The sequence below is a fragment of the Marilutibacter aestuarii genome (assembly GCF_006546775.1).
Classification (GTDB): Bacteria; Pseudomonadota; Gammaproteobacteria; order Xanthomonadales; family Xanthomonadaceae; genus Marilutibacter; species Marilutibacter aestuarii.
Genome location: NZ_VICE01000077.1, coordinates 1 through 22,188 on the forward strand (window position 1 = coordinate 1; position 22,188 = coordinate 22,188).

A 22,188-nucleotide genomic window follows, 5' to 3' on the forward strand; every position below is an offset into this window, starting at 1 on the left:
CGCAGCAGTGCGCCGCCGCGCGCCCGCACGATCGACCGCGCCGCACCGGCCACCCAGGAACGCTGAACAGGCATACGCCGCCGCACGCACTGGACGTGACGGCCGTCGCTTGACGACAGCGCGTCCTCGGGCGCAAGCTAGACCCACCTGACCCAATGTGTCGCTTTCCGACGCAACCTGGGTCAGGCAGTGCCGCAAGCGTCGATGTCGGCGTTCGACGAGGAATCACGGATCCCCCCTGTTCCGTCCCCGTCGAGCGTCGGCGCCTTGCCGGCGAGACACCGACTTGGCCGCGCTCTGCGGCCATTTCTTTGCCCGTACGCCAGTGATTGCGCCGCGTCGGCTGCATATTCCCGACACGGATCACGACGCCCACCGTATGCGCGTCACAGGATCGGCGGACAAAAAAAAGCCAAAAAAAGGGCCGAACGTCCCCCGACATTCGGCCCTCTGCTTCCCCGGCGGGCACATGGCCAGCCCCTGTTCCAATTCCGGCCGGCGCCTTCGCGCCTGCCCCGTCGGGTGCATGGGTAGTAATGCAGAATGCGTGCCAACTTTTCCCACGTACGGGAAACAGACAGGCAAGCGCCTCCCGACTGGCCTAGAATCCAAGCCCTTGGCGGCCGCCGGCGGGCACCGCGGTGCCGGGAGTCGCCGACGAGGACCCTGGGAATGAGCAGCAGCTTCCATCGCTATGACGTGATCGTGGTCGGCGGCGGGCACGCGGGCACCGAGGCCGCGCTGGCCGCGGCCCGGGCCGGTGCGCGCACGCTGCTGCTGACGCACAACGTGGAGACCGTCGGCGCGATGAGCTGCAATCCCGCCATCGGCGGGATCGGCAAGGGCCACCTGGTCAAGGAAATCGACGCCATGGGGGGGATCATGGGCCGTGCGGCGGATGCCGCCGGCATCCAGTGGCGCCGCCTCAACGCGAGCAAGGGCCCGGCCGTTCGCGCGACCCGATGCCAGGCCGACCGCAACCTCTACCGGGCGTTCGTCCGCCGCGCGGTCGAGGACCAGCCCGGGCTCTCGCTGTTCCAGTCCGCGGTCGACGACATCGTCTTCGACGGCGGACGCGTGTCCGCCGTCCTGACCCAGGCCGGCCTGCGCTTCGAGGCGCCGGCCGTGGTGCTGACCGCCGGCACGTTCCTGGCCGGCAAGATCCATGTCGGCCATGCCACCCATGCCGCCGGTCGCGCGGGCGATCCGCCGGCCACGGTGCTGGCGCAGCGCCTGCGCGAGGGGCCGTTCGTGGTCGACCGGCTGAAGACCGGTACCCCGCCGCGCATCGACGGACGCACCCTCGACTACACCGTGATGGACGAGCAACCCGGCGACGACCCGCGACCGGTGATGTCGTTCATGGGCAGCAGCGCCGACCACCCGCGGCAGGTGTCGTGCTGGATCACCCACACCACCGAACGCACCCACGAGATCATCCGCGACGCGCTCGACCGGTCGCCGCTCTACACCGGCCAGATCGAAGGCACCGGCCCGCGTTACTGCCCGTCGATCGAGGACAAGGTGGTGCGCTTCGCCGAGAAGGCCAGCCACCAGATCTTCGTCGAGCCCGAAGGGCTGGGCGTTGCAGAGATCTATCCCAACGGCATTTCCACGTCCCTGCCCTTCGACGTGCAGCTCGAACTCGTGCGCAGCATCCGCGGCTTCGGGCAGGCCCACATCACCCGCGCGGGCTATGCGATCGAGTACGACTATTTCGATCCGCGCGGGCTGAAGACGACGCTGGAGACCAAGGCGGTCGCGGGCCTGTTCTTCGCCGGCCAGATCAACGGCACCACCGGCTACGAGGAAGCGGCCGCGCAGGGCCTGCTCGCCGGCGTCAACGCCGCGCGCTTCGTGCGCGACCTGCCCGGCTGGTCGCCCCGCCGCGACGAGGCCTACCTGGGCGTGCTCGTGGACGACCTGAGCACGCACGGCACCTCCGAGCCCTATCGCATGTTCACCAGCCGCGCCGAATACCGGCTGCAGCTGCGCGAGGACAATGCCGACCTGCGACTGACCCCGGTCGGGCGCGAGCTCGGCCTCGTCGACGACGCCCGCTGGTCGCGCTTCGAGGCCAAGCGCGACGCGGTCGAACGCGAGGGTGCGCGGCTGGGCAGCCTGTGGGCGGGGCCGAACAATCCCCTCGGCCGCGCCGTGACCGATACCCTCGGCATCGAGCTCAGCCGGGAGACGCCCGCGCGCGACCTGCTCAAGCGACCCGGGGTCGGTTACGCGGACCTCGCGTCGGTACCGGGCATCGGGCCCGCCGTCGAGGACGCCGCCGTGGCCGAACAGGTCGAGATCGGGGTCAAGTACGCGGGCTACCTCGACCGCCAGCGCGAGGACATCGAACGCGCGCGCCGCAACGAGGGCACCGCGATCCCCGCCGGCTTCGACTACGCCACGGTACGCGGCCTGTCGGCCGAAGTGCGGCAGAAGCTCGAGCGCGTGATGCCCGAGAGCGTCGGCCAGGCACAGCGCATCCCCGGCATGACGCCGGCGGCGATATCGCTGTTGCTGGTCCACTTGGCCCGGCATCGCGGCAGCCGGGTGGCCTGAGGGCGTTCGCTCGCGATCCGGCGGGCGCCGGCTTCGCCGGACTCAGGCCTGCCAGAAGCGCGCATGGCGCCGCGCCGCGGCCTCGATCCCTGCGAGCTCCGCGTCGGCAAGCGGCGCGAACAAGGACGGCGGCACGGCGGCACCCGTCCGCGACCAGGTGCCCACGACGCGTCCACGCACGACCACGCAGGGCTGGATGATGCCGTTGAGGGTGAACACCCGCCGGTGCTCGGCCGGCGCCAGTACTGGCGTGCGGTCCTTGTAGCCGAGCAGGTATTCGTCGAAGGCCGGCAGCAACAGCGGGCGCCGCGGTGACCGTGTCGGCGCGGCGTTCGCGCCGGCCAGGTCGAGATACGACACGCCGTCGAAGTCCACGGCCTCAACGGCGTCCCCGGCCAGGTGCAGCGCCAGGCTTGCGTCGCGCAGCGTCAGTCCCGACCACCACGCCAGGTCCTGTGCGGTCGCGGGGCCATGCCCGGCGAGATAGCGCACCGCGAGCCGGGCCAGTGCCTCTTCGCGCGCGACCGGCGGCGCCGGCGGGACCCAGGCATCGAGCCGGACGAAGCTGGGCTGGCGCCCGATCCTCGGTCCCTGGCAAAGCACGCCGTCGTGCACCAGGCGCAACAGGACGTACAGGCCGCGACCGCCCGCGGTGGCGATGCCGGCGGCCTCCAGGGCCTCGTACAGCATCGGCCGCGGCAAGGGTCGACCGTCGCGCAGGCCATGTTCGATCGTGCGTCGCGCGGTCGCCAGCGTCCTGGCATCCAGGCCTCGCCCCCGTGCCTGTCGTGCGAGCTCGCGATCCAGGTAGCGCGTCGCCAGCAGGCCCTGGAGCCAGCGCAGGTCCTCGGCGGCGACGTAGTGCAGGGTGCCGCGCATCGGCCAGGTGCGGACGATACGGCCCTCGGCGACGGCCGCCTCGACCGCGGCCATGCCGCTTGCGCCGCTGCGCAGCCCGATCGCCCAGCAGGCCGCGACCGGGTCCTGTGCCTGCACCGCGAGCAGGCGTTGCACCGCCGCGAGCGGCGAGGCCGCCTGTTCCGCGCCCAGGTGCTGGGCCGCCAGGCGCCGTGCCCGCAGGCTGGCCAGCGTGCCCGTCAACGTTCGAGTTCGAACACCGCGGTGACCGACGCAGCGTAGCTGACCCTGGGCTGCAGGTAGCGGCCGGGTGCCTGCCCGCGGCTGCCGGTGACGATGATGCGGTCAAGCGATTGCGCGCCGTACCCGGCGCTGAAACGCGCGTTCACGCTGTCGACGCTGTACACCGGCCCCAGCGTCGCGCCGAACGAGCGCGCCACCTCCGATGCTTCGCGCCGGGCATCCTCAACGGCCTTCGCCTTGGCCTGCTGGCGCAGTTCAGGGGCCTGGCTGGACTCGAACTCGACCTGGGAAATCGCGACCGCACCGGCGGCCAGGCCGCCGTCGAGCAGGGCATTGAACCGGTCCAGGTCGTGCAGGGTCGCGGTCACCTCGCGACGGGCGAGGTAGCCGCGGCTGATGCGGCGGCCGTCGTCGTCGTAATCGACGTCCTCGGCGGCATCGAGGTCGGAGGCGGTGACGTCGGCGTCGCCGATGCCGAAGCCGGGCAGGGCCGCCAGCAGCCGGGCGACGCCCGCGTCGACCCGCTGCTTGGCCGCCAGCGGCGCCGGCTGCAGGCTGTTGAACTGGAAGGTGACGCGCACCTGGTCGGGCTTCGCCTCGACCTCGCCCTGGCCGCTTGCGACGATGTGCGGTGCATCGGGCAGGGGCGTGCCGGCATGGGCCGGCGGAGGCGCGGCGGACAACAGTGCATACAGGGCAAGCGTCGTGGCCAGGCGCATCGTGGACTCCATGTCGGGGATAGGCCGAGCTTACTTCTCCTTGCGCCAGTTGAGATAGCCGCGGCTTTCCTCGGAGCCGGACTCGATCTCGACATCGAAGCCCTTGCCGAGCAGGTATTTCAGGGTCAGCACGGTACCGTTGCCGAGCAGCGACACGCCGTAACCGACATACAGGCGGGGCGAGATGCGCTTGCCGAAACCGAAGACGCCGCCGGCGGTGCGGCTTTGCATGACGCCCGCGTCGTCGAGGCCGAGCCGGGTGCCCAGTTGCGAGGCCAGCACGCTGCCACCGGCCGACAGTGCCGCGTTGGCCGCGCTGAGCTGCTCGCTCTCGCTGTCGCTGGCCGAGGACAGCGGTCGGCCGAGGGTCAGGTAGGACAGCGCCTCGGACTGGGTGCTGGCCGGATCGGACCAGACCTCCACGCTGGGGCTGCCGACGCGCCCGCCGATGTCGACGCCGGCGGTGACGTCGCCGATCTCGCGCTCGGCGCGGATGTCGAGGATGGGGTCCGATACCGGGCCGCCGGACCAGCTCAGGGTGCCGCGGGTGATGGTGAGGTCCTGCCCGTAGGCCTTGTAGCGCCCGGCGACGGTGAGCGCACCGCGCGCGGTCATCTCGCGGCCGGGCGTGCTGCGCACGCGCATCTGTCCGCCCAGCCGGCCCTTCAAGCCGAAGCCATTGAGGCGGACGTCGTCGCCGAGGCTGATGTCCAGGTCCAGCTCCAGGGGCGTGCTGCCGGTCTTTTCCGGGTCCACCGGGTCGAGCACGACCACGTCCGCGGAGGGACTGACCGCGCCGTCCAGGCGCTCGAGGTCGAGCAGGGCCGAGGGCACCGCGACCTTGCCGGTGACGGTGACCGGTGCGTCGTTGGCGATGCGAATCTGCAGGTCGGGACTGGCCACGGCCCGGAGGTCGCGCGTGTCGGACACCAGCACGTTGTCACCGCGCACGTTGATCTGCAACGGCGGCGCGCCGCCGCGCCAGCCGAGCACGCCGTCGATGTCGAGCACCCCGCCGGCCTCGTCGCCATTGCTGCTGCGGATGCGGCCGTCGATGCGGGCCGTGCCGTCGCCCTGCGCGACCAGGTCGACCTGGCCGTCCTGCAGGACGATGCCCAGCGCCGGCAGCTCGGTGGTGAAATCGGCCAGCCGGGCCTGCCCTCCCAGCCGCGGTTCTGCGCGTGTGCCCGAGACCGTGAGGTTGCCCGACAAACGACCCTGCGGTTCGAGCAGGTCCGGCGAGAACAGCTCCAGCCAGACCAGTTCGTCGATGTTGAAGTCGGCGCTGCCCGACAGCGGCGCGTAGGCATCCCAGCCGGTCTGCAGGCGCGCGGCGAGGCGCCCGCTCTGGTTGATCGTGCTGTCCAGCGTGGCTTCGATCCGGGTGGGGTCGAACTGCGCGGACAGGCTCAGGTCGCTGTAGTTGAACGGCTCGCGCTGGGCGCGCTCGCGGAACTTGAAGCCACCGCTGGGCGAGCTCAGTTCGACATGGCCCTGCCAGGCATTGCCGGCCGGGCGCAGTTGCGCGTCGAGGGCGACTTCGCCGCGCATCACCCAGGGCCGGCCGTCGCCGCGTTCGGGCAGGTAGGGCTCGATGAGGAGCAGCGGCAGGGCCTCGCCCTGCACCGACAGCCCCCGGCGCGGCCAGTCCGCGTTGGCGCACAGGCGGCCCCCGGCACTGGAGGCCAGGCAGGCGGGGTCGAGGCGGCCGTTGCCGCCGTCCCAACGGAAACCCGCGGCCTGCTGCAATTGCCATTGCGCGCCCCGCGCCGGTGCCAGCCGGAGCCGCGCCAGTTCGCCTTGCCAGGCATTGCCCTGTTTGCGGGCTTGCCCGGCCAGGGCCAACTGGCCGATGTCGCCCTGGGCCTCGGCATCGAGCGACAGCGCTTCCACCGCGCCGCGCGCATCCACGCGCACGTGGTCCAGGGCCACCCCGGCCTCCAGGCCGCTCGCGCGCAGTGCCAGCGCACCCTCGCCGCGACGCCAGGGCAGGCGGCCCTGGACGCTCATGGACTGCGCGCTGTAGTCGCCGTAGCGCAGGCCGCTGCCGCGCAGCTCGGCCTCGATGTCGGGCGCCGCCGGCGCGCCGCCCAGCCGCACGCGCCCCTGGAGAGTGCCGCTTGCGGCAGGCAACAGGTCGGCGAGTTGCAGCGGCATGAAGCGGGCGTCGACATCCAGCGTGTCGGCGACCCGCCCCTTGGCTTCGATGCGACTGCCACCGAGGCGGAGCGCGAGTTCGCCGCGGTAGCTCTCGCCGTCGATCTCGACATGGCCCTTGCCGTCCAGGGGGCGGTCGCGCAGGCGGCCGCCGAGATCGTCGACCACGACGCTGGCACGCAGGCCGCCGGGATCGCGCAGTTCGCCTTCGCTGCGGACGCGGCCATCCACGGCGCCCGGCCAGTCGGCCGCGAAATAGCCCGGATCGAAACCGGCCAGCGCCGCCTCGGCGGTCCAGCCCAGCGTCGGCGTCCAGTGCAACTCGCCGTCGACATCGAGGGTGCCGGTGGGCATCGCGACTTCCAAGCGTTCCAGGCGCATCTGCCGCTCGTCGCCGCGACCGTCGAAGTCCACCGTGGCCTGTTCACCGTCTCGCGTCAGCGTGGCGCGGCCCACCGCCGCCCAGGCCTGCAGCGTGCCGGCGACGCCCAGGTCGGCATTGCCGACGATCGCGACCGGGGCCGGTTCGCCCGGCGCGGTCTCGGCACCTGTCCAGGTGATGCCGCGGGCATTGAGCGCCAGGCGCACGCGGGGATCCGCGGGGTCACTGAAGTCGCCGCGTCCCTGCGCGCGTACGCGGCCGTCCAGCGTTTCCAGTACCAGCGGATCGAGCTCGAGCACCTGGTCGCGGAGGCGCAAGGTGGACGGCAACAGTCGTGCCGCCAGCGTGCCCTGGCGGACGTTGCCGCGCAGGCGCGCTTCGCCGTCCTCGCCCTCGACCGCGAGCGACACGACCAGCGGGTCCTGCGCCGGCACGTCGCTGCCGGCCAGCAGGCCGGGATCGACTGCGTCGGCGCGGACATCGAGCGTCCAGCGCACCGGCGATTCGCCACGCAGGGTGGCGGTCGCGCGCAGCGGGCCGGGCACGGCACCGCCGATGCCGACGTCCATGCGCGCGAGGTCGCCGCGGGCGACCAGGCCGATGCGTGCCGGCGTGCGTCCGCGTGGCGCCGGCAGCACCGCGGTGGCCACCAGGTCGGTCCGGTAGTCGTCCCCCGGCCGGTATTCGCCGTCGACCGCGAAGCGGCCGCGATCGCTGGCGACCTCCAGGCCCTCGAGTTCCAGCACGCCGCTGCGTGCACGCAGGCCGCCGCGCAGGCGCCGGATGTCGATCAGCGGCACCGCCGCCACCGCCCTGCCCGGCACGGCCTGTTCCAGGCGGCTCACCGCGAGCCCGTCGACCTGGACGTCGTCGGCTTCGAGCGCCAACGGCGGCTCGATCGCCGGCAGCACGTCCGGCCAGCGCGGCAGTTCGAACGGCGTGTCCTCGGCGAGCGGCAACTGCAGGCTGGCCCCCTCGAGTTGCAATGCGTCGAGCCGGAGCGTGCGCCCGATCAGCGGGCGGATCGCCGGGTCGAGGGTGGCACGCTCCGCGTTGAAGACCAGTCCATCCATCTCGAAGCGCAGGCCGTGCAGCGTCATCGGGCCGGCAACCGGCCCCTCGGCATCGCGCCACTCCAGGCGGGCATTGGGAGGCAGGCGCGCGACCACCTGGCCGAGCAGCAGGTCGCGGCCGCCGACGGTGCTCAGCAGCCAGTACAGCAGGCCTCCCGCGAGCAGGCCGAGGCCCGCGGCGACCAGGCCGGTGCGGACCGCCAGGACCCGCATCCGCGCGCGGCGGCGCTGGCGCAGTTCGCGGATGCGCGCCTCGCGTTCTTCCGGCGTCGGTTGGGGCGTGGCGGGGACGGGCGGGCGGGCCATGGTCAGAGATCCGCGCCGATGTTGAGGTAGAACTGGTAGGACGAATCGGGGTCGTCCAGGCCATGGGCGATGTCGACCCGCACCGGCCCCACCGGCGAGCGCCAGCGCAGCCCGATGCCGACGCCGGTGCGCCAGTCGGGGGTATCGTCGAAGGCCGAGCCGGTGTCGACGAAGACCGCCGCGCCCCACGGACCACTGAAATAGTGCTCGTACTCCACGCTGGCCGTCGCCAGGTTCTTGGCGCCGGTGTAGTACTCGCCGAAGTCGTTCTCGAACGAGGGGCCGACCTCCTGGTAGGCATAGCCGCGGATGCTGCCATCGCCGCCGGCGTAGAAGCGCAGGCTGGGCGGCAGCGAGACCACCTCGTCGGTGTAGGTGTGGCCGGCCTCGCCGCGCACGATCAGGCGGTCGTTGTCGCCGAAGCCGCGATACCAGCGCGCGATGCCGTAGAGCTGGGCGAAGGAGGCGTCGGACCCCACGCCCTCGACCGCGCCCTTGATGACGGTGGTCAGGCTGAAGGCATTGCGCGGGAAGATGCGGTCGTCGGCCCGGATGTAGTGGGCGCGCAGGGACGGATAGAGGAAGGTGCCGTACTCGTAATCGGGCAGCGGGGCGAGTGCGCCGCCGCCATCGTCGGCCAGGTCGTAGCGCCAACGCTCGCGCAGGAAGTGCACCGAGGCCGTCGCATCCCAGTGCTCGTTGATCTGGCCGTTGCGCGAGCCCACGAACTCGACCCGCCGCGAGTCGACATAGTCCGTCTGCTCGTCGGCGTACTGCGCGCTGAGGGTGTACCAGCCATCGAGCCAGGCGAAGGCCGGGATCCGGTACTGCACGGTCGCGGCCTTCTTGCGCTCGGCCCAGTCGACCTGGGTCTTGAGCTTGTGGCCGCGGTCGTTGAGGTAGCGCCGCTCGAAACCCAGCCGCACGCCGAAGCCGTTGTCGGTGCCGTAGCTCAGGCCGGCGGTGTACACGCTGCGCTTGGCCGGCGTCAGGGTGACCGCGACCGGTACCTCGCCATCGACCGCCGCGGCGGGATCGGGCGCGATGTCGATCGCCGAGAAGTAGTCCAGCGATGCCAGCGACAGGCGCAGGCGGTCGAGCTTGCCCTGGTGGTAGTAACTGCCCTGTTCCCAGTACACCAGGCGCTCGAGGATGCCGGGGCGGATGATCCTGTTCGGCGCCTGCTCGAAGGTGATCGGGCCCATGTCGTAGCGACGCCCGCTCTCCCAGACCAGGTCGATGTCGGCGGCCTGCTCGGCGCGGGTGACTTCAACGCGCCGCGACACGAACTCGGCATCGAAGTAGCCGCGTTCGGCCAGTCGCCGGGTGATGCGCACCTTGCTCGTTTCGTATGCCTGATGGTCGAGGACGTCGCCGACCGCGGGCTTGAAACGGGCGAGGTCTTCCTTGAGGTAGCGGTCCTTGACGCCCTCGCCGAGGATCGCGACGTCGGTCCGGCGCACGCGCACCGGTTCGCCGGGCACCACCGTGATCGTCACCGACACCGTGTCGCCCTCGCGCACGCGCTCGACGGTGATCTGCGGATCGTAGTAGCCGAAGGGTTCCAGCGCGGTGCGGGTCTCGTCCTCGGCTTCGCGGACCAGGAAGCCGAGCCGACGGCCGCGCATCTCCTCGCCCTCGGCGTCGACCAGCGACAAGGATTCGCGGACGTTGGTGGTCATCGCCTCGTCCAGGCCGATGACGGTCACCTCGCCCACCTTCGCCGCCATCGCCGGGCCCGCGGCAATCGACACGATCAGCAAGACAAGGGCGCGGGGGGCGATGGGCATTGGGCGAGGATACCGGTAGGACGTCAAACGACCATGAACGATCGGCCCTGGGCGCGTTGCGCCGGGAATGGGGAATGGGGAATGGGGAATGGGGAATGGGGAATGGGGAATCGGGAATCGGGAATCGGGAATCGGGAATCGGGAATCGGGCGTCGGGCGTCGGGCGTCGGGCGTCGGGCGTCGGGAAGTTTCACCCGTCATCCCAGCGAACGCTGGGATCCAGCCTTTGCCCATGCCGGCACCCACGTGTCCACGTTGGAGCGGGCCGTCCCATCCTGCGCGGGATGGGTTTCACCAGGCAAAGCCCGTCAGCGATGGGGGCGATCGATGATGGGTTTCGCCTGCGGCTCGACCCCTCCTGCGGATCCTGCCCCGGGACGTGAGGGGAATGGAAAACGGTCGCCCGTCTTCCCGGCGGACGCCGGGATCGAGCCCCTGGATACCCGAATCGCGACGCCCCGTGCAGGCTCTCGTGCCAGGTCCGGAGCCTTTGCCTTGAGGTCCGCGTCCCGCCCGCCCGGCCCCGCCTGCGCGCCCATGGTGAACATCGGATCACGCGAGCCCGGGCGGGTGATGCCAGCCCTGCGTGCACCCGGGGGATGCACGCAGGGGATGGCATCAGACCGAGAGGTGCTCGATCGCCGCGACGCTGCCGAGGCGATCGCTGAGCCGCTTGAGCAGGGCGAGCCGGTTCGCGCGCACGGCCGGGTCCTCGGCGTTGACCATCACGCCGTCAAAGAAGGCATCGACCTGCGGACGCAGGCGCGCGAGGTGGTTGAGCACCGTCGCGTAGTCCCCCTTCGCGAGCGCCTGCCCGGTCTCGGCGTAGAGCACTTCGACCGCTTCGGCCAGGGCGCGCTCGGGTACCTCGCTGAGCAGGGCCGGGTCGATGGTGCCGCCGCCTGCATCCTCGGCCTTCTTGAGGATGTTGCCGATGCGCTTGTTCGCCGCCGCCAGGGCCTCGGCCTCGGGCAACTGGGCGAAGCTGCCGATCGCGTCGATGCGGCGATCGAAGTCGTACAGCGAGGCCGGGCGCTTGTCCGCCACCGCGCTGAAGTGCTGCGCGGGCACGCCCTTGTCGGCGTAGTAGCCGCGCAGGCGATCGAGGATGAAGTCGTGGAGCTCATGCCGCATGTCTTGCGTGTTGCGGTCGGCGTGCGGTTGCACGTCCACGGGCAACTGCGACACCGCGACGTCGACCAGCGCGGGCAGGTCGACGTCGAAGCCACTCTCGATCAGCGTGCGCGCCAGGCCCAGCGCGTTGCGACGCAGGGCGAAGGGGTCCTTGTTGCCGGTCGGCTTGAGCCCGGCGGCGAAACCGCCCGCCAGGGTGTCCAGGCGCTCGGCGATCGCGAGCACCTTGCCCAGCGGCGAGAGCGCGATGTCGTCGCCCGCGAAGCGCGGACGGTAGGCCTCGTCGATCGCCTCGGCGACTTCGACCGGCTCGCCCGCGGCAACGGCGTAGTAGCGACCGGCGATGCCCTGGAGTTCGGGGAACTCGTTGACCATGCGCGACTGCAGGTCGTTCTTCGACAGCTCCGCTGCACGGCGCGCGGCGTTCGCATCGGCACCGACCGCGGCGGCCACCGCCTCGGCCAGGGCCGCCACGCGCGCGACCTTGTCGGCCACGCTGCCAAGCCGCGCCTGGTAGGTGACCCCCGCCAGGCCATCGCCCATCGAGGGCAGGCCCTGCTTGAGGTCTTCCATGAAGAAGAACTTGGCGTCGGCGAAGCGCGGGCGGATGACGCGTTCGTAGCCCTTGCGCACCTCGGCTTCGTCGCGGCTCTCGATGTTGGCGATGCCGACGAAGTGCTCGGTCAACTTGCCCTCGCCATCGAGGATCGGGAAGAACTTCTGGTTGGTCTCCATCGTGGTGACCAGCGCCTCGGCCGGGACCGCCAGGAAGTCGTGCTCGAAGCTGCAGGCCACGCCCCTGGGCCATTCGACCAGGCCGTTGACCTCCTCGAGGATGCCCGCGTCGATACGCGCGCTGCCGCCGACGGCGCGCGCCGCCGATTCGACCTCGGCGACGATGCGCGCGCGGCGTTCGTCCGGGTCGACCAGCACGCGGGCGCCGCGCAGGAACTCGACATAGTCGTCGGGCGTGCTGAACCACACCGGCTTGTCGTGCATGAAGCGATGGCCGCGGCTCATGCGGTCGCTGCGCACGCCCATGACCTCGGCATCGACGACGTCGTTGCCGTGCAACAGCACCAGCCAATGCACCGGGCGCGCGAAACCGTGCGCGTGCGCGCCCCAGCGCATCGGCTTGGGGATGGGCATGCCGGCCACGGCCTCGGCCACGACCTCGGGCAGCAGGTCCGCGGTACGCGCGCCGGCCTTGACCACGCGGTGCACGAAGCGCTCGCCCTTGTTGTCGGTGGTCCGCTCCAGCGCCTTCCAGTCGACCCCGGCCTTGGCGGCGAAGCCTTCCAGTGCGCGGGTCGGCAGGCCGTCGGCGTCCAGGGCGATGTTGAGGTAGGGGCCCAGCACCTCGGAGGCCTGCGCCGGCTGCTCGCTGGCGACGCCGGGCAGGTGCACGGCGAGCCGCCTCGGCGTGTAGAGCGGGCGGGCGCCCGTGGCGTCGACCTCGACGCCCCGCTTGCCGAGCCCGGCGACGACACCGTCGAAGAAGGCCCGCGCAAGGCCCGGGAGTGCCTTGACCGGCAGTTCCTCGGTGCCGATCTCGACCAGCAGCGGCTTCATCGACGTCGCGCTCATGCCGCCACCTCCGCGTGGCCCTGGCCGCGCTTGACGCCGGGAAACCCGAGTTTCTCGCGCTGTGCGTAGTAGGCCTGGGCCACGCCCTGCGCGATCTTGCGCACGCGCAGGATGTAGCGCTGGCGTTCGGTCACGCTGATCGCGCGACGCGCATCGAGCATATTGAAGCTGTGGCTGGCCTTGCAGACCTGCTCGTAGGCCGGCAGCGGCAGCTCCAGCTCGATCAGTTTCTGCGCTTCGGCTTCGCAGGCGTCGAAGCGGTGGAACAGCTCGGCCACGTCGGCATGCTCGAAGTTGTAGGTACTCTGCTCGACCTCGTTCTGGTGGTACACGTCGCGATAGGTCACCGGCATGCCATCGGGGCCGTGGGTCCAGACCAGGTCGAATACGTTGTCGACGTTCTGCAGGTACATGCACAGGCGCTCGAGGCCGTAGGTGATCTCGCCCAGCACCGGCTTGCACTCCAGGCCACCGGCCTGCTGGAAGTAGGTGAACTGGGTCACTTCCATGCCGTTGAGCCAGACCTCCCAGCCCAGGCCCCAGGCACCGAGGGTCGGCGACTCCCAGTTGTCCTCGACCAGGCGCAGGTCGTGCACCAGCGGGTCCACGCCCAGGGCCTTGAGCGACTCGAAGTACAGCTCGACGATGTTGTCCGGGCTGGGCTTCATCGCGACCTGGTACTGGTAGTAGCGCTGCAGGCGGTTGGGATTCTCGCCATAGCGGCCGTCGGTGGGCCGGCGGCAGGGTTGCACGTAGGCCGCGTTCCACGGCTCCGGGCCCAGCGCGCGCAGGAAGGTCGCCGGGTGGAAGGTACCGGCACCGACCTCGAGATCGAGCGGCTGGATCAGGGTGCAGCCCTGTTCCGCCCAGTACGCGTTGAGGCGCTGGATGAGCTGCTGGAAGGTCGGAGCGGCGGACCGTGCGTCGGACATGCAGACAGGCCTGTCGGGAGGGCGCGTTAGTATAGCGGGCCGCCGGGGCTTCCCCTGCCCCCGGCGCCGGCCAGGAGGCACGATGACCCCAGATCCATCGGCCGGGGACGCAGCCCGCCACAACCGCCTGCCCCCCGGTCGCCTGACCCTCGACAGCGTCGCCCGCCTGTTGGCCGACGACGGCCTGATCGGCCCCGAGGACATGCAACGCGTGCAGTTGCCCAGCGGCGCGCGCACGGCGACCGACGTCCACCCGCTGGTGTTGCTGGCGGGACTGAAGATGGAATCCCGGCAGGCGCCCGGCGTGGAGCTGTCGCTCGAGCGCCTGACCCGCTGGCTCGCCGACGCCACCGGGCGCCGTTACCTGCGCATCGACCCGACCCGGGTCGACGTGCCGGCGGCCACGGCGGTCATGTCGCACGCCTATGCGCGCAGGCACCGCATCCTGCCGCTGGCGGTGGACGCCGAACGGGTGCTGGTGGCGACCAGCGAGCCCAATGCCGACGGCTGGCTCGAGGACATGCGCCACCTCGCCCGGCGCGAGATCGAGCTGGTCGTCGTCAATCCGCTCGACCTGCACCGCTACACCATGGAGTTCTTCGGGGTCAGCCGCTCGGTCCGCGGCGCCGACGACGGCCAGTCGATGCTGGGCAAGAGCAGCATGCCCAGCTTCGAACAACTGGTGGAGCTGGGCCGTCTGGGCGAAGTGGGCGCCGACGACCACCACATCGTCCACATCGTCGACTGGCTGCTGCAGTACGCCAACGAGCAGCGCGCCTCCGACATCCACCTGGAGCCGCGGCGCTCGCTGGGTCGCGTCCGCTTCCGCATCGACGGCGTCATGCACAAGGTGTTCGAGATGCCACCGCCGGTGATGACCGCCGCCATCAGCCGGATCAAGGTGCTGGGCCGCATGGACCTGGGCGAGCGCCGGCGTCCGCAGGACGGGCGCATCAAGACCCGCTCGCCGGGCGGCCGCGAAGTCGAGATGCGCCTGTCGACCATGCCGACCGCGTTCGGCGAGAAATGCGTGATGCGCCTGTTCGATCCGGATACCGCGCTCAAGAGCATCGACCAGCTCGGTTTCGATGCCCATGAGGCAGCGGGATGGAACGCCCTCGTCCAGCGCCCGCACGGCATCGTGCTGGTGACCGGGCCCACCGGTTCGGGCAAGACCACCACCCTGTACGCGACGCTCAAGGAGCTGGCCACCGACGACGTGAACGTCTGCAGCGTCGAGGACCCGATCGAAATGGTCGCCCCCGAGCTCAACCAGATGCAGGTGCAGCCGGCGATCGACCTGGACTTCGCCAGCGGCGTGCGCACCCTGCTCCGGCAGGATCCGGACATCATCATGATCGGCGAGATCCGCGACCTGGAAACCGCACAGATGGCGGTGCAGGCGGCGCTGACCGGCCACCTGGTGCTGTCGACCCTGCACACCAACGACGCGGCGTCCGCGGTCACCCGCCTGCTCGACCTGGGCGTGCCGCATTACCTGATCGCCTCCACGCTCAACGGCGTGCTCGCGCAGCGCCTGGTGCGCACCCTCTGTCCCCACTGCCGGGTGCCGGCGACCCTGTCGGCCGCGGACTGGGCACCCCTGCTCGGCGACGCGCCGCCGCCCGCGCCGGTACGCGCGCACCGGGCCGAAGGTTGCCTGGAGTGCCGCAACACCGGGTTCCTGGGGCGGGTCGGCGTCTACGAGCTGATGACGCTCTCGCCGGCACTGCGCCGGCATATCCAGCCCGGCATGGAGCTGGCGGCGTTCGCCGCGGCGGCCGCCGCCGAAGGGCTCAAGCCGCTGCGCCGCGCCGGTGCCGAGAAAGTCGCCGAGGGCCTGACGACAGTCGCCGAAGTCGTCTCCGTGCTGCCGCCCACCGAATGAGCGCCACCATCGCCCCCACGCGGCAAGCCTTGGCGGTACCCTGAGCGCCGCCATCCGACGGCGCCCGCCCGAACGGACGGCACGCCGAAGTACCCCGACGCCGGTGCCGGCCCGCCTCCGCGGCCCGGCGCCTGCCCGTGTCAATGCACGCCACCGAGACCGCATCCACCCATGTCGAACCTCCCCGCCCCCGCCCCGCGCTTCCTGATCGTCGAGACCGGCCTGCCCATCGCGCCGATGCGGCGGCACGGCGACTTCGCCCACTGGATCCGCGTCGCCGGCGGCCTGCACCGCGACGAGTCGCCCTCGGTCAACGTCGAGGCCGGCGCGCCGCTGCCCGGCCATGCTGGCCTGGCCGGGGTGATCGTGTCGGGCTCGGGCGCCATGGTCAGCGACCGCCTCGAATGGAGCGAGCGCTGCGCGGCCTGGTTGGCCAGCGCGGCGCGGGCCGGCGTGCCGATCATGGGGATCTGCTACGGCCACCAGCTGCTCGCGCACGCACTGGGCGGCGAAGTGGGCGACCACCCCGGCGGCCGCGAGATGGGGACGATGGAAATCGTGCTCGACCCGGCCGCCGCCGACGACCCCCTGCTCGGCGCCATGCCCGCGCGCTTCGATGCCCAGCTCACCCACGTGCAGAGCGTGCTGCGCCTGCCCGAGGGCGCGGTGGCGCTGGCGCGCTCCGCCCATGAGCCGGTCCAGGCCTTCCGCTGGGGCGATGCCGCCTGGGGCGTCCAGTTCCATCCCGAGTTCAGCGCCACCCACATGCGCGGCTACATCCGCGCCCGGCGCACCGCCCTGATGCGCGAATCGCTCGACGCCGATGCGTTGCTGCGCGGCGTGGGTGCCGCCCCGCAGGGACGCCGGGTGCTGCGGCGCTTCGTCCACCACGCGCGCACGCTGGCACGCGCCTGACGGCCGGGCCGGTGTCGATGCAGGGCATCAGCCACCTCACCTTCGTCGTCGCCGACCTGGAGCGGATGCGGCGCTTCCTCTGCGAAGGCCTCGGCGCGACCGAGGTCTACGAAAGCGGCGGCGACACGCATTCGCTGGCGCGCGAGAAGTTCTTCCTGCTGGGCGGCGTGTGGCTGGCCGCGATGGAGGGCGAACCGCCCGCCCGGCGGTCCTACCAGCACGTCGCCTTCCGTGTCGACGAGGCCGACCTGCCCGGGTACCGGCAACGCCTGGCGGCGATCGGCGCGGAGCTCCTGCCGCCACGGCCAAGGATCGCCGGCGAAGGCCAGTCGCTGTACGTGCACGACTTCGACAATCACCTCTTCGAGCTGCACACTGGCAGCCTGGAGGAGCGCCTGGCCCGCTACGCATCCCTGCGAGCGGACAAGCGACCCGGCTGACGTCCTCCGCCGCTCCCATCCCGTCCACGTCCCTTGTCCCGCAGAGCCACGATGAACCCCCACGACACCCCGTCGCCGATCCGGAAACTCCCCGCCAGCAATGGCGCGCAATGGCTGCTCGACGGCTTCGCGCTGCTGCGCAAGGCACCCTTGGCCCTGGGCCTGCTGGGGCTGATCTGGGGCGGCGTGTCGGCGGCGGCCTCCATCAGCGGCCAGCTCTGGCTGAGCCTGGTGCTCGCGGTGCTCGGTCCGCTGCTGTTCGGCGGCGTGGTTTATGCCGCGCGAGAGGTCGACCTGGGCCGCAGTGCCCACCCGGCGCACCTGGTCCAGGGTCTGCGCGAAGGCAAACTGGCACGCTTTCTGACCATGCTGCTGCCACAGCTCGCCGCGCTGGTCGTGCTGGCGGTGCTGCTGGTGGTGATGGTGGGCAGCGACGAACTGCAGCACATGGCCGAGGTGATGGAGAAGCTGCAGGCAAGTCCCAACCCCGACCCCGCGCTGGTCCAGTCCCTGCCGGTGGGTTCGCTGTTCGCCTGGCTGGTGGCGGTACTCGTGGTGAGCCTGGTGGCGGGTTTCTTCACCTTCATCGCCATCCCGGACGTCATGTTCACCGAACGCGGCGGCATGGCGGCGATGGGCCTGAGCCTGCGCGCCTGCCTGCGCAACATCGGCGCGGTGCTGGTGTTCATGGTGCTGTTCGTGATCGTGCTGTTCGCGCTGAGCATCGGCGTCAACATCCTCGTCGTGCTGCTGGGGTTCGCGATCGGCCAGATGCCGGCGCTCTTCATCGGCCAGCTGCTGATGATGTCGGTGCTGCTGCCGCTGATCGGCGGGACGATCTACTCGGCCTGGCGGCACATGCTGGACGACGTCCCCCCGCCGCTCTCGAACAGTACCGGGATCGAGGCCTGAGCGCCGCTCCGGGCGCGAGCGGCCGCGCCTAGCGCGGCTGCGGCACCAGCCAGCGCGAGGCGAGGATGCCCAGCTCGTAGAGGGCCATCATCGGCACGGCGAGCATGAGCTGCGAGATCACGTCGGGCGGCGTCACCACCGCGGCGACGATGAACACGCCGACGATGGCATAGCCCCGCGCTTCCCTCATCTGCGCCGGAGTGACCCAGCCCAGCAGCGCGAGGATCACCAGCGCCACCGGCAGTTCGAAGCTGAGGCCGAAGGCCAGGAAGATCACCAGCACGAAGTCGAGGTAGGCGTTGATGTCGGTCATCATCGACACGCCTTCGGGGGTGATGCCGGTGAGGAAACCGAACACCGTGGGCAGCACCAGGAAGTACGCGAACGCACAGCCCAGGTAGAACAGGCCCACCGCCGAGGCCAGCAATGGCAGGGCCAGGCGCTTCTCGCGCTGGTACAGGCCCGGTGCGACGAAGGCCCAGGCCTGGTAGAGCAGCCAGGGCATCGACAGCACCAGGGCCACGAAGAAAGCGAGCTTGAGCGGGGCGAAGAACGGCGAAGCGACCTCCACCGCGATCATGTGCGCGCCTTCCGGCAGCTTGGCCAGCAGGGGCGCGGCCAGCCAGCCGTACAGGCGGTTGGCGAAGGGCAGCGTCACCAGGACCACCGCAAGCAGGCCCAGCACCGCCCGCATCAGGCGACTGCGCAGTTCGATCAGGTGGTCGAGCAGGCGCGGCTCGTCGGCGGGCGCGGGATCCACGCCGACGCCGTCGGTGGCGCTGGCCGGATCAGGATCGCGGTGCATGCGTGTCCTCCTCCCGCGTCCGCGCGTCCGCGCTGCCGCCGCGTTCATCGGGGGCATCGGCGGTATCCGCTGCCGTCGCGTCGGCATGCACCGGTTCGCCGGCTCCCGCCTCGAGCCGCTCGGGTGCGGGCCCGTCGGTCGGCTCCGACCCGGCCGATGATCCGGCGGTGGTGGCCGCGGCGGCCATGCCGCTCAGCGAGCGGCGTACCTCGCCGGTGGAGGACTCCAGGTCGCGCCGCAGGGCCTCGCTGCCTTCACGCAGGGCGTCGCCGGCGTCGCGCAGGTTGTCGCGGGCATCGAGCAGGCTGCGCTTGAGCTCGTCGTCGGCCAGCTCACGCTCGAACTCGGACTTCACCGAGTACCACTGCGCGCGGGCACGCCGCACCCACAGGCCGGCGAATTTCGCGGCCTTGGGCAGGCGCTCCGGCCCGAGCACGAGCAGGGCGACCACCGCGATCACGAAGATCTCGGAAAAGCCGATGTCGAACATGGCGCCGGGGAGCCGTGGACGGGACCGCGTGGACGTCGAACGCCGCGCCTCAGCGCGGCGTGCGCTCGTCGTCGCGGGCCTGCTCGCTGCGGGCCGCGCCCGGGGCGTCGGCCTCGTCCTTCGGCAGTTGCGCCGCGGGCTTGTCGTCGCTCACGCCGTCCTTGAAGCCCTTGACGGCTTCGCCGAGGTCCTTGCCGACGTTCTTCAGGCGCTTGGTGCCGAACACCAACACCACGATCAGGAGCACGACCAACCAGTGCCAGAGACTGAAACCACCCATGTGAATGCCTGCGCGTAAGGAGAGGTCAGGATACCGCAGCCGGATGACAGGCGATGGCGCCGTTCAGTGAAGCGCACGGCCCGGGGGCCGGCGCCTGGCCGGGACTAGCGGCCGTCGTCGGGCTCGAGCGGCAGCGGTTCGGCCTGGACCGGGCTCTCCACGGTCTCGAACGGGGCCGGCTGCTGGCCGGGGCCCTCGACGATGGTGGTCGACCGCCCGTCGGAGCCGCGCACGGTGGTGGTCGGCATCGTGTACGACGATGCAGCAGACGGGGCGACGACGGGGTCGGCCGGCGCGGGCGCAACCATCGGCGCAGGCGCGACCGGCGCATCGCCGTCGCGGCGGTTGGCGCGGGCGATCGCGGTGGCCTCCTCCAGCTGGTCGCGGAAATCGACCACGGCATCCGAGGGGGCCTGGTGGGCGCGGTCTTCGAAGACCATGCGCGGGGTGGTGTCGTTGCCGTAGACGGCCTCGTTGGCGGCATCGTCGATGCTCAGCACGGCACCGTCCAACGCAATGCCGGCGAACAGGCCGCGGGCCCGCGACCAGGACCAGATCTCGGCCTTGAGCTGGCCGTCGGTGGCGGTGGAGGCGTTGCGCCCGACCGGGCCGGCGGCCACGCCGGCATCGGCGCCGAGGGTGACCTTGCCATTGACGATCGAGTCGAGCCCGCGCTGGTTGCGGAACACCAGGACCACGTCGGCGGACTGCACGCCGGCCTGGAAGCCGATGCTGCCACCGGTGAGCTTGACGAAGCTCGGGTTCGACCAGGTGCCGTCGGGGTTCTTGACCGACATCAGGCCGTGGCCGCGGCGGCCGCCGAGCACGAGGCCGATCTTGAGCGTGTCCGGGACCACGACGATGCCCTTGGCCTCGTCGAGCAGCTTGTCGGGGATCGCCGATTCCGGGATTGCCTGGATGTCGGTGAGCACGCGCAGGGCGTTGCGCGCGCGCTCGTCCTCCTGCGGGCCGGCCACGGCGGTGGTCGCCGCGCCCAGCCACAGCACGGATGCGACCAGGGCGGGGGACAGGCGGGTCATCACGTTCATGCAAGGCTCCGGGTTGGCGGCGCGGCCGGTGGCCGGCGCCTGGACGTCAGGGTCCGATTGTGGGGCAGGCTAGCGCCAGCGGAATGAATCGGCACGAAACACTTCCCGGGCGTTCGCCACGCGATCGCGGTGCCATCGCGCCGGCGGCCCCGTGTCATCCTATGGCGATGACCGATACCGCGCCCCTGCCCGCTTCGCCGTTCGGCCTGCCCGACACCGCCCTGGTGGTGGTCAACCTGGGCACGCCCGACGCCGCCACGCCCACCGCCGTCCGTCGCTACCTGGCCGAGTTCCTGCACGACCATCGCGTGGTCGACATGACGCGCTGGCTGTGGTGCCCGCTGCTGCACTTCGTGATCCTGCCGCTGCGCTCGCGCCCGGTCGCGCACAAGTACGCCAGCATCTGGATCGACGGGGCCGACGGCGGCTCGCCGCTCGCGGTACACACGCGCGGGCTGGCGCGCGCCCTGGACGCCGAGCTGCCGGGGCTGCGGGTCGTCGACGCGATGCGCTACGGCCAGCCTTCGCTGGCCGACACCCTCGAACGCCTGCGCAGCGAGGGCATCCGTCGCTTCCTCGTGCTGCCGCTGTACCCGCAGTACTCCACCTCCACCACGGCCTCGATCGCGGACGTGGTCGACCGCTTCCGCGCGAGCGCCCCGGGCTGCGAGCTGCGGATGGTCAAGGACTACCACGTCGACGCGGGCTGGGTCGGCGCGGTCGCCGACGCCATCGGCAGCCATCGCGAGCGCGAGGGCGCCGGCGACCACCTGCTGATGTCCTTCCATGGCCTGCCGCAACGCTTCGTCGACCGCGGCGATCCCTACCAGGCCCAGTGCGAGGCCAGCGCGGCGGCGATCGCGGCGGCCCTGGGGCTGCCGGCCGATGCCTGGAGCCTGTCGTACCAGTCGCGCTTCGGCCGCGAGCAATGGCTGTCGCCTTCGACCGAGGACACCCTCAAGGCCCTGGCGGCGCGCGGCGTGACCCGGGTCGACGTGGTCGCGCCGGGCTTTGCGGTGGACTGCATCGAGACGCTGGAGGAGATCGCGATGATGCTCGCCGAGGGCTTCGCCGCCCAGGGCGGGCAGCTGCGCTACATTCCCTCCCTCAATGCCGATGCGCGCCACGCCCGCGCGTTGGCGTCCCTGCTTCGCGCCTCCTTCCCGGACACGGTCGCATGAGCGGGACGACGCTGGAGGAGATCGTGCTCGAGACGCCGCTCGGCCGCATGGCCGGGCTGCGCCGGGCCGGGCACGACGCGGACGCACCCCGCGTGCTCGCCCTGCACGGCTGGCTCGACAACGCCGCCAGCTTCCTGCCGATCGCGCCCCTGTTGCCCGACATCGAGCTGGTCGCGCTCGACCTGCCGGGCCATGGCCTCAGCGCCCACCTCGCGGCCGGCGCCGACTACTCCTTTCCCGGCGCGGTGAATGCCGTGCTCGACGCCGCCGATGCGCTGGGCTGGTCGCGGTTCTCGCTGCTCGGGCATTCGATGGGCGCGGGCATCGCCAGCCTGCTGGCGGCGGCCTGTCCGGACCGGGTCGAGCGCCTGGTGGCGATCGAGGCCCTGGGCGCCTTGGCCGAATCGCCCGACCAGACCGCCAGCCGGATGCGCGATGCCATCACCGCCTCCCGCGCCCTGCGTGGCAAGTCGCTGCGGGTGTTC

General features: G+C 71.4%; 17 protein-coding genes. 7 read left to right on the top strand and 10 right to left on the bottom strand.

Translation table 11 applies throughout. From position 1 onward, the window contains the following. The first annotated feature begins 672 nt into the window (after positions 1-672). Entirely contained in the window at positions 673-2,562 is a 1,890-nt protein-coding gene (gene mnmG, locus FKV25_RS08215) for a tRNA uridine-5-carboxymethylaminomethyl(34) synthesis enzyme MnmG (protein WP_141518311.1), read from the top strand. 42 nt (positions 2,563-2,604) lie between these two features. Here mnmG and FKV25_RS08220 read toward each other — a convergent pair whose 3' ends face one another. From FKV25_RS08220 to glyQ, 6 genes are all read right to left on the bottom strand, one after another. Beyond that, positions 2,605-3,663 carry a winged helix DNA-binding domain-containing protein gene (locus FKV25_RS08220; RefSeq protein ID WP_141518312.1) on the bottom strand — a complete coding sequence of 353 codons (1,059 nt, stop codon included), beginning with the start codon at positions 3,661-3,663 and terminating at the stop codon, positions 2,605-2,607. Next, positions 3,660-4,382, bottom strand: coding sequence for an SIMPL domain-containing protein (locus FKV25_RS08225; protein ID WP_170218591.1), 723 nt, complete (start codon positions 4,380-4,382; stop codon positions 3,660-3,662). Before FKV25_RS08225 ends, FKV25_RS08220 begins: the two co-directional genes overlap by 4 nt. A 30-nt stretch (positions 4,383-4,412) precedes the next feature. Next, positions 4,413-8,300, bottom strand: coding sequence for a translocation/assembly module TamB domain-containing protein (locus FKV25_RS08230; RefSeq protein WP_141518314.1), 3,888 nt, complete (start codon positions 8,298-8,300; stop codon positions 4,413-4,415). Between the two features lie 2 nt (positions 8,301-8,302). Then, positions 8,303-10,090: an autotransporter assembly complex protein TamA gene (locus tag FKV25_RS08235; protein ID WP_141518315.1), complete on the bottom strand. Its 1,788-nt coding sequence runs from the start codon at positions 10,088-10,090 to the stop codon at positions 8,303-8,305. A 618-nt stretch (positions 10,091-10,708) separates the two neighbouring features. Continuing rightward, positions 10,709-12,811: a glycine--tRNA ligase subunit beta gene (glyS, locus tag FKV25_RS08245; RefSeq protein ID WP_141518316.1), complete on the bottom strand. Its 2,103-nt coding sequence runs from the start codon at positions 12,809-12,811 to the stop codon at positions 10,709-10,711. Beyond that, on the bottom strand, positions 12,808-13,743 hold the full coding sequence (gene glyQ, locus FKV25_RS08250; protein WP_141518317.1) for a glycine--tRNA ligase subunit alpha: 936 nt from the start codon (positions 13,741-13,743) through the stop codon (positions 12,808-12,810). Before glyQ ends, glyS begins: the two co-directional genes overlap by 4 nt. 82 nt (positions 13,744-13,825) lie before the next feature. Between glyQ and FKV25_RS08255 the strand changes: the two genes are divergently transcribed. The 4 genes from FKV25_RS08255 to FKV25_RS08270 all read left to right on the top strand — a co-directional run bounded on the left by FKV25_RS08255 (position 13,826) and on the right by FKV25_RS08270 (position 17,898). Continuing rightward, positions 13,826-15,631 (top strand): GspE/PulE family protein, encoded by a 1,806-nt coding sequence (locus FKV25_RS08255; RefSeq protein ID WP_141518318.1) that lies wholly within the window; start codon positions 13,826-13,828, stop codon positions 15,629-15,631. A 171-nt stretch (positions 15,632-15,802) separates the two neighbouring features. Further along, entirely contained in the window at positions 15,803-16,546 is a 744-nt protein-coding gene (locus FKV25_RS08260) for a glutamine amidotransferase (RefSeq protein ID WP_141518319.1), read from the top strand. A gap of 17 nt (positions 16,547-16,563) precedes the next feature. Further along, positions 16,564-16,986 (top strand): FosX/FosE/FosI family fosfomycin resistance hydrolase, encoded by a 423-nt coding sequence (gene fosX / locus FKV25_RS08265; RefSeq protein WP_141518320.1) that lies wholly within the window; start codon positions 16,564-16,566, stop codon positions 16,984-16,986. 51 nt (positions 16,987-17,037) lie between these two features. Continuing rightward, positions 17,038-17,898: a BPSS1780 family membrane protein gene (locus FKV25_RS08270; protein WP_141518321.1), complete on the top strand. Its 861-nt coding sequence runs from the start codon at positions 17,038-17,040 to the stop codon at positions 17,896-17,898. A 28-nt stretch (positions 17,899-17,926) separates the two neighbouring features. Here the strand turns inward: FKV25_RS08270 and tatC are convergent, their stop codons facing one another. The 4 genes from tatC to FKV25_RS08290 form a co-directional block, all read right to left on the bottom strand. Then, positions 17,927-18,703 (bottom strand): twin-arginine translocase subunit TatC, encoded by a 777-nt coding sequence (tatC, locus tag FKV25_RS08275; protein WP_141518322.1) that lies wholly within the window; start codon positions 18,701-18,703, stop codon positions 17,927-17,929. Then, a complete protein-coding gene (tatB, locus tag FKV25_RS08280) occupies positions 18,687-19,193 on the bottom strand; it encodes a Sec-independent protein translocase protein TatB (RefSeq protein ID WP_141518323.1) in 507 nt (168 codons plus the stop codon). Before tatB ends, tatC begins: the two co-directional genes overlap by 17 nt. Positions 19,194-19,242: 49 nt before the next feature. Beyond that, positions 19,243-19,473 carry a Sec-independent protein translocase subunit TatA gene (tatA, locus tag FKV25_RS08285; protein ID WP_141518324.1) on the bottom strand — a complete coding sequence of 77 codons (231 nt, stop codon included), beginning with the start codon at positions 19,471-19,473 and terminating at the stop codon, positions 19,243-19,245. 104 nt (positions 19,474-19,577) lie between these two features. Continuing rightward, on the bottom strand, positions 19,578-20,513 hold the full coding sequence (locus FKV25_RS08290; RefSeq protein WP_211345402.1) for a lipid-binding SYLF domain-containing protein: 936 nt from the start codon (positions 20,511-20,513) through the stop codon (positions 19,578-19,580). A gap of 176 nt (positions 20,514-20,689) precedes the next feature. Here FKV25_RS08290 and hemH point away from each other — a divergent pair, with 176 nt between their 5' ends. Next, on the top strand, positions 20,690-21,703 hold the full coding sequence (gene hemH, locus FKV25_RS08295) for a ferrochelatase (RefSeq protein ID WP_141518327.1): 1,014 nt from the start codon (positions 20,690-20,692) through the stop codon (positions 21,701-21,703). Beyond that, positions 21,700-22,188 (top strand): alpha/beta fold hydrolase (locus tag FKV25_RS08300; protein ID WP_141518326.1); only part of this gene is annotated, 489 nt, incomplete at its 3' end. The genes hemH and FKV25_RS08300, both read left to right, overlap by 4 nt.

Bases quoted from the DNA above. Each gene is read 5' to 3' on its own strand.
- FKV25_RS08260 (WP_141518319.1), top strand. From the start codon at position 15,803: ATGTCGAACCTCCCCGCCCCCGCCCCGCGCTTCCTGATCGTCGAGACC.
- tatA (WP_141518324.1), bottom strand. From the start codon at position 19,473: ATGGGTGGTTTCAGTCTCTGGCACTGGTTGGTCGTGCTCCTGATCGTG.
- tatC (WP_141518322.1), bottom strand. From the start codon at position 18,703: ATGCACCGCGATCCTGATCCGGCCAGCGCCACCGACGGCGTCGGCGTG.
- FKV25_RS08255 (WP_141518318.1), top strand. From the start codon at position 13,826: ATGACCCCAGATCCATCGGCCGGGGACGCAGCCCGCCACAACCGCCTG.
- FKV25_RS08235 (WP_141518315.1), bottom strand. From the start codon at position 10,090: ATGCCCATCGCCCCCCGCGCCCTTGTCTTGCTGATCGTGTCGATTGCC.
- hemH (WP_141518327.1), top strand. From the start codon at position 20,690: ATGACCGATACCGCGCCCCTGCCCGCTTCGCCGTTCGGCCTGCCCGAC.
- FKV25_RS08230 (WP_141518314.1), bottom strand. From the start codon at position 8,300: ATGGCCCGCCCGCCCGTCCCCGCCACGCCCCAACCGACGCCGGAAGAA.
- tatB (WP_141518323.1), bottom strand. From the start codon at position 19,193: ATGTTCGACATCGGCTTTTCCGAGATCTTCGTGATCGCGGTGGTCGCC.
- FKV25_RS08225 (WP_170218591.1), bottom strand. From the start codon at position 4,382: ATGCGCCTGGCCACGACGCTTGCCCTGTATGCACTGTTGTCCGCCGCG.
- FKV25_RS08270 (WP_141518321.1), top strand. From the start codon at position 17,038: ATGAACCCCCACGACACCCCGTCGCCGATCCGGAAACTCCCCGCCAGC.
- mnmG (WP_141518311.1), top strand. From the start codon at position 673: ATGAGCAGCAGCTTCCATCGCTATGACGTGATCGTGGTCGGCGGCGGG.
- glyS (WP_141518316.1), bottom strand. From the start codon at position 12,811: ATGAGCGCGACGTCGATGAAGCCGCTGCTGGTCGAGATCGGCACCGAG.
- glyQ (WP_141518317.1), bottom strand. From the start codon at position 13,743: ATGTCCGACGCACGGTCCGCCGCTCCGACCTTCCAGCAGCTCATCCAG.
- FKV25_RS08290 (WP_211345402.1), bottom strand. From the start codon at position 20,513: ATGACCCGCCTGTCCCCCGCCCTGGTCGCATCCGTGCTGTGGCTGGGC.
- fosX (WP_141518320.1), top strand. From the start codon at position 16,564: ATGCAGGGCATCAGCCACCTCACCTTCGTCGTCGCCGACCTGGAGCGG.